We start from the raw sequence: 6,057 nt of genomic DNA on the forward strand, positions 1-6,057 counted from the left end.
TTTGCGGTACTTTCCCTAAATCTAAAGTTGCCTTTAATTCACCAACTTCTTGATCAAATTCTGAACAACGTCTCCCCAGGGATCTACAATTTGTGAGGAACCTGCGAATTCCACTCCTAACTGTGTGCCCGCAATTGATGAAAAATCGCACATTTTCGGAAGGAATGTTTGGAAGCTGTTGCTTAGCGGCATGGCTGTCTCCATGTTAAGGGCTATGATTGTTGGATTATTTGTTTGATAACCAATGAAAAATATATTACTTTTTTGTGTATTCAACTAAAAGGTGTGGAGTAAGAACATCCTTTATTTGCATCCATAGTAGACTCATGTAGCTCATCCTTTTTTGTTTAGCTTCGCATGGGGTATTTTGTGTGTAGTTTTGTTAAACAGACTAAGGAATAGATTTGCTTAATAAGCAAAGAATAAAAAAATATTGACACAATAGCTTTTCTCTTTGCATAGGGTAGTAGGGTATGGTATATTTATTTTCGAGGAGGGATGGGAAATGGATGAAATGTTGAATGGTAGTAAAGATTCTGTGAATGAAGAAGAATGCTGTACGACCTCTTCCCACGGCCGAAAGAGTCATCACTCAGAAGCAGTAAAAAAGAATTTAACGACCCGATTAAATCGAATTGAAGGTCAAATTCGCGGTATAAAGGGTCTTATTGAAAAAGATACGTATTGTGATGATGTGATTACCCAAATAGCAGCTACACAAAGCGCGATGAATAGTGTAGCCAAGATATTATTGGAAGGCCATCTAAGGAATTGTGTGGTCGAACGCCTGAATGAAGGGGATACAGAGGTTATAGATGAAGTGCTTGTAACGATACAAAAATTAATGAAAAAATAAAGGAGTAGATGTTGAAATGGAAAATGTAACATTGAGTGTAAGTGGAATGTCTTGTGGTCATTGTGTAAATGCAGTTGAAGGGAATGTAGGAAAACTTGCAGGTGTTGAAAGCGTAAAAGTGCATTTGGACGCAGGAAAAGTAGATGTAGCGTTTGATAAGGAAAAAGTATCACTTGAGAAAATAAAAGAAACAATTGATGATCAAGGCTACGATGTCGAATAAGTCATGGGAGTGCTGTTAAGCACTTTTTTTTACAAAAAATATACCCCATAATGGTATATGGAGGCGGGGATGATATGAGCGGCCAAATAAAAGAAACAACCATGCAGATTACAGGTATGACTTGCGCTGCCTGTGCTAACCGGATTGAAAAAGGGCTAAACCGAATGGAAGGCGTTGAGGAAGCCACCGTTAATTTGGCTCTTGAGAAATCGGTCATTAAATATGATACGGAAAAATTAAGCAACAAGGATTTTGAAAAGAAAATTCAAGATCTTGGCTATGATGTAATAAAAGAGAAAAAAGAATTTACGATTACAGGCATGACTTGCGCTGCTTGTGCTAACCGGATTGAAAAAGGGTTAAATAAGCTGGATGGAGTAAGCATGGCCAATGTGAACCTTGCGCTTGAAAATGCGACAGTCGAATATGATCCTTCCGAAGCCTCCCCTGTTGATATCATTAAACGGGTGGAGAAGTTAGGATATGGGGCAATCATCAAGGAAGATAACCCGGAATCAGTGGATTTCCGTCAAAAAGAAATTCAAAAACAAAAGAATACATTCATTTTTTCTGTCATATTATCATTTCCATTGTTATGGGCGATGGTAAGCCATTTTAGTTTTACTTCGTTTATCTATATGCCTGATTTCCTCATGAATCCTTGGGTGCAAATGGCATTCGCCACCCCCGTGCAATTTCTGATTGGAAAGCAGTTTTATGTTGGGGCTTATAAAGCCTTGAAAAATAAAAGTGCCAATATGGATGTATTAGTCGCAATGGGAACATCCGCTGCTTATTTTTACAGTGTTTATCAGGCGATCATCTCGATGGGGTCCCATCACAATACGGCACAACTTTATTTCGAAACTAGTTCGATTCTTATCACCCTCATTCTTTTAGGTAAGCTTTTTGAAGCAAAAGCAAAAGGACGTTCTTCCGAAGCCATCAAAAAATTGATGGGGCTTCAGGCCAAAACGGCACTGGTGTTAAGGAATGGGGAAGAAATTGAAATGCCACTTGAGGAAGTCATCGTGGGTGATACGATTTTGGTGAAGCCGGGTGAAAAGATCCCTGTCGATGGTGAAGTAGTCGAAGGGAACTCTGCCGTTGATGAATCCATGTTAACGGGTGAGAGCATTCCGGTGGATAAAACAAACGGGGATACTGTGATCGGTTCAACATTGAATAAGAATGGTTTTCTCAAAATGAAAGCGACAAAGATCGGCAGGGATACAGCTCTTTCCCAAATCATAAAAGTGGTCGAAGATGCTCAAGGGTCCAAAGCTCCGATCCAACGTCTTGCTGACCAAATTTCCGGTGTCTTCGTCCCCATTGTTGTCGGAATCGCCCTTTTAACTTTTCTGGTTTGGATGATTTGGGTTAACCCTGGAGAGTTCACACCAGCTTTTGAGGCGATGATCGCAGTGCTAGTCATAGCCTGTCCTTGTGCTTTAGGTCTGGCCACTCCCACATCCATCATGGCAGGATCAGGTCGGGCCGCTGAATTCGGTATTTTATTTAAAGGCGGGGAACACTTGGAAACCACACACAATATAGATACGGTCATTTTGGATAAAACGGGAACAGTGACAAATGGTGCCCCTGTGTTGACCGATGTCCTCATCGAGAACGGTATGGAAGAAGAACAGTTTTTATCTCTAATCGGCGCAGCTGAAAAACAATCTGAACACCCTCTTGCGCAATCAATCGTTCAAGGAATTCAAGCAAGACAGATATCACTTGCTGCGATTGAGGAATTTGAAGCGATTCCAGGATACGGTGTGAGAGCTGTAGTGGATCAAAAAGTGTTGTACGTCGGAACCCGTAAATTGATGAAGCAAAATAACGTGGATATTACTAAGGCCCTAACAGCGATGGAAGCATTTGAAGAGCAAGGGAAGACAGCAATGCTCGCTAGCATTGAAGGTGAATATGCAGGACTCATTGCCGTTGCCGATACGATAAAAGATACCTCGCAAACGGCGATTGAAAGGTTGAAAGCAATGGATATCCAGGTCATCATGATAACCGGGGATAATCAAAGGACAGCAAATGCAATCGGCCATCAAGTGGGCATTGACCAAGTGATTGCAGAAGTCCTTCCTGAAGGGAAAGCGGAAGAAGTGAAGAAACTGCAGGCCGCCGGTAAAAGAGTGGCAATGGTCGGGGATGGGATAAATGATGCTCCCGCGCTAGCACTAGCCGATATAGGAATGGCTATAGGAACCGGGACGGACGTAGCCATGGAAGCTGCCGATATCACTTTGATCAGGGGAGATTTGACCAGTATTGCAGATGCAATCCTCATGAGCCGGAAAACGATGCGGAATATCAAACAAAACCTATTCTGGGCTTTTGCCTATAACGTGATCGGGATACCAATTGCGGCAATCGGACTGCTTGCCCCTTGGTTAGCTGGTGCTGCCATGGCTTTCAGTTCTGTATCAGTCGTATTGAATGCACTTCGCCTTCAACGGGTAAAGCTCTAAAGATATAATGAATGCTACAAAGCGTTTGGATTTTCATTCAGATAAAAGCCGATGATTCCTTGGCAAGTGAATCATCGGCTTTCAATTGGAATAGCCGTGCTTTTTTATGTTTATAGCGACTCCTAAATGATGTTCCTTCATACTTTCGGTTGCCAAACCGCTTATTTTAAACAATAAAATACATAATCGGTTGGTGCGTCACGCTCGCCTTGTTGGTGGAGCATCGCTGATACATTACCGCGATGGTAGGTCCCATGATTCACTACATGATGGATGAGGTCGGCAAGTATAAACTCACAAGCCCCCCATTTTGGGATGTTCGGTTACAATGGTCCGTTCAAGATCAGGCTGCGAAGCAAGAAAATCATAATAATCCTTTGCAAGTTCATCAAAGCGGGATTCCAGTTCATGTATTGAGACTCCGTCCACTTCTTTTCGTCGTTGTTCAACTTTCATAAAAGTATCTTGAACGGTGCTTCCTTTCATTATCTCCAGCCAGGTAATATCTGTTGCGTAAAGGTGAACAAGGACTTCCTTGATGGATAACACTTTTTATCGTGTTGCCATAGACTGCGTCAGGTAATTGTTTTAGGTTTTGGAACACTTGCTGATTAGCCCACACGTGGTAGTCATACATTTTCCTTGCACGGTTCATTTCCACTTTTTCACTCCTTCAATTGTTACATATCCATTTCGGCATAATTTAAAAAATACCTCTATAAAAAATAACGGTCATCCTTTAAAGAAAATCACCTTTTTTGATAAGTGAATAAATTGGTTTTTCACCAAAAAGGACTTGTTTATAGAAAGTTTTTCATATAGGCAGCCTTTTTACTGACTTTTCTTCTTTAATGAATCAGTCTATTAAGTATAGTAAGGCAAGTAATAAAATAAAATTTAGTACTAAAAAAGCAGTAATGGGGTAGACACTTTACTATTTTGTTACCCATTTTGAGATTTGATGAAGTTTTTTAAAGGGTATCAGATAATTTGTCCATGCCAAAGCCTCGTTTTATACATACGATGATAGAAGATGCCATCTATTACTGTTATTAAATTGATTACCATCAATGTTGCGTTCACCACTGTCAGAATGTCTATCCACTCTTAATATAGTTGTAGAGCCAGAGAAAATGATTAAGGGTTTCCCAAGTAAGGAATCCACAGACATGAAGTAATGATAAAGGTGTTAAAAAAACAAAAATGAATGGATATGCAACCAATGGTCAATCAGGGATGGAACATAACTAGCGAATTTGTTAGAAAAATAGAACCGTCATTAATTTCAACCGTCGATGTCAAGCGGTTTTATACTCCCACTAAGGGGACTGATTTTTGGAATCTAAGAATGTGAAAGTTCGCTTTATATAAAAATACTGTTAATAATTATAATAACTCTTATCGAGAGAGGTGGATAAAAATGAAAGCAGATGCCGTTTTTGAAGGTGGGGGTGTCAGGGGAATTGCTTTTATTGGAGCGATACAAGCGATGGAAGAGGAAAAAGTGGAATGGGAGAGACTTGCTGGGACATCAGCAGGAGCAGTAATCGCAGCTCTTTTGGCTAGTGGCTATAAAAGCCATGAAATTAGAGAGCGGTATAGTGAAATCAACTACTCGAAGATTCGGGGCAGGACATTACTGAATCGAATTCCCATTTTGGGCGTATTTTTGGAACTTAATGTTCATCTTGGGATTTTTAAAAATGACTATTTGGAAACATGGGTGGATTCTCTTCTTTCAGAAAAAGGGATTAAGACATTCGCGGATCTTCCAGATGGAAAGTTGAAGATAATTGCGTCTGATGTTTCGAATGGGCAGATGCTTATTTTGCCAGATGATTTGGAACGCTATGGGATGTCTCCTGCTGATTTAAAGGTTTCAACTGCCGTAATGATGAGTGCCTCCCTACCATTTTTCTTCCGTCCGGTTATTTGGAAATCAAAAGACCGGAAAAAATCCTACATTTTAGATGGTGGTTTACTTAGTAACTTCCCAATATGGATTTTCGATACAGACAATCCTCGCTTTCCAACATTCGGATTCCATTTTGTGAAAGATGAAGTTAACATTGATCCGGTTATACCAACGCCAATCCACCTTTTCAAAAATATATTTAAAACGATGCTTCAAGCCCATGATTTACGACATATGAACGAAGAAACGATTGAACGAACGATTCAAATTCCTACTGGCGGCATCAACGCAACGGACTTTGAACTGAGTGAGGAAGAAATCGACTTTCTCTATCAATCAGGCTATACTTCTGCAAAGGAATTTTTATCGACTTGGGATTTTGAACAATATAAGATCAAACGCATGCAAAGAGTAAAAAAAGAGTAGGAGAAACATTCCTCTATCATTCATTGGGGGGAAGAGGGGGACAAGGAGCTGTTACAAACGGCTCTTTTTTTTATTGAATGAACGAACCAATCGTTTAATTCAAAAGCAATAAGTGAAATTACAATCATAAAAAATTAATATAATATAT

General features: G+C 40.1%; 6 protein-coding genes and 1 pseudogene. 5 read left to right on the forward strand and 2 right to left on the reverse strand.

From position 1 onward, the window contains the following. Positions 1-139: 139 nt before the first annotated feature. From ACFRAK_RS13375 to ACFRAK_RS13390, 4 genes and pseudogenes are all read left to right on the forward strand, one after another. A pseudogene (locus ACFRAK_RS13375) lies at positions 140-238 on the forward strand (NupC/NupG family nucleoside CNT transporter); the annotation flags it as partial. Between the two features lie 276 nt (positions 239-514). After that, positions 515-856 (forward strand): metal-sensitive transcriptional regulator, encoded by a 342-nt coding sequence (locus tag ACFRAK_RS13380; protein ID WP_192208237.1) that lies wholly within the window; start codon positions 515-517, stop codon positions 854-856. Between the two features lie 16 nt (positions 857-872). Beyond that, positions 873-1,079 (forward strand): copper chaperone CopZ, encoded by a 207-nt coding sequence (gene copZ, locus ACFRAK_RS13385; protein WP_076368959.1) that lies wholly within the window; start codon positions 873-875, stop codon positions 1,077-1,079. 74 nt (positions 1,080-1,153) lie between these two features. Further along, the gene (locus ACFRAK_RS13390) at positions 1,154-3,568 is read left to right on the forward strand and encodes a heavy metal translocating P-type ATPase (RefSeq protein ID WP_394571856.1); all 2,415 of its coding nucleotides are present in this window, start codon (positions 1,154-1,156) and stop codon (positions 3,566-3,568) included. A gap of 161 nt (positions 3,569-3,729) precedes the next feature. Here the strand turns inward: ACFRAK_RS13390 and ACFRAK_RS13395 are convergent, their stop codons facing one another. Continuing rightward, positions 3,730-3,831, reverse strand: a complete 102-nt coding sequence (locus ACFRAK_RS13395) for a DinB family protein (protein ID WP_394571857.1) — start codon at positions 3,829-3,831, stop codon at positions 3,730-3,732. Positions 3,832-3,862: 31 nt separating this feature from the next. Continuing rightward, a complete protein-coding gene (locus ACFRAK_RS13400) occupies positions 3,863-4,117 on the reverse strand; it encodes a hypothetical protein (protein ID WP_394571858.1) in 255 nt (84 codons plus the stop codon). Between the two features lie 871 nt (positions 4,118-4,988). Here ACFRAK_RS13400 and ACFRAK_RS13405 point away from each other — a divergent pair. After that, positions 4,989-5,909, forward strand: a complete 921-nt coding sequence (locus ACFRAK_RS13405) for a patatin-like phospholipase family protein (protein ID WP_387595604.1) — start codon at positions 4,989-4,991, stop codon at positions 5,907-5,909. Positions 5,910-6,057 lie beyond the last annotated feature (148 nt).

The organism is Peribacillus sp. NPDC056705 (assembly GCF_043656335.1).

Excerpts from the sequence above, each read along its gene's own strand:
- ACFRAK_RS13380 (WP_192208237.1), top strand. The coding sequence starts at position 515 with ATGTTGAATGGTAGTAAAGATTCTGTGAATGAAGAAGAATGCTGTACG.
- copZ (WP_076368959.1), top strand. The coding sequence starts at position 873 with ATGGAAAATGTAACATTGAGTGTAAGTGGAATGTCTTGTGGTCATTGT.
- ACFRAK_RS13390 (WP_394571856.1), top strand. The coding sequence starts at position 1,154 with ATGAGCGGCCAAATAAAAGAAACAACCATGCAGATTACAGGTATGACT.
- ACFRAK_RS13405 (WP_387595604.1), top strand. The coding sequence starts at position 4,989 with ATGAAAGCAGATGCCGTTTTTGAAGGTGGGGGTGTCAGGGGAATTGCT.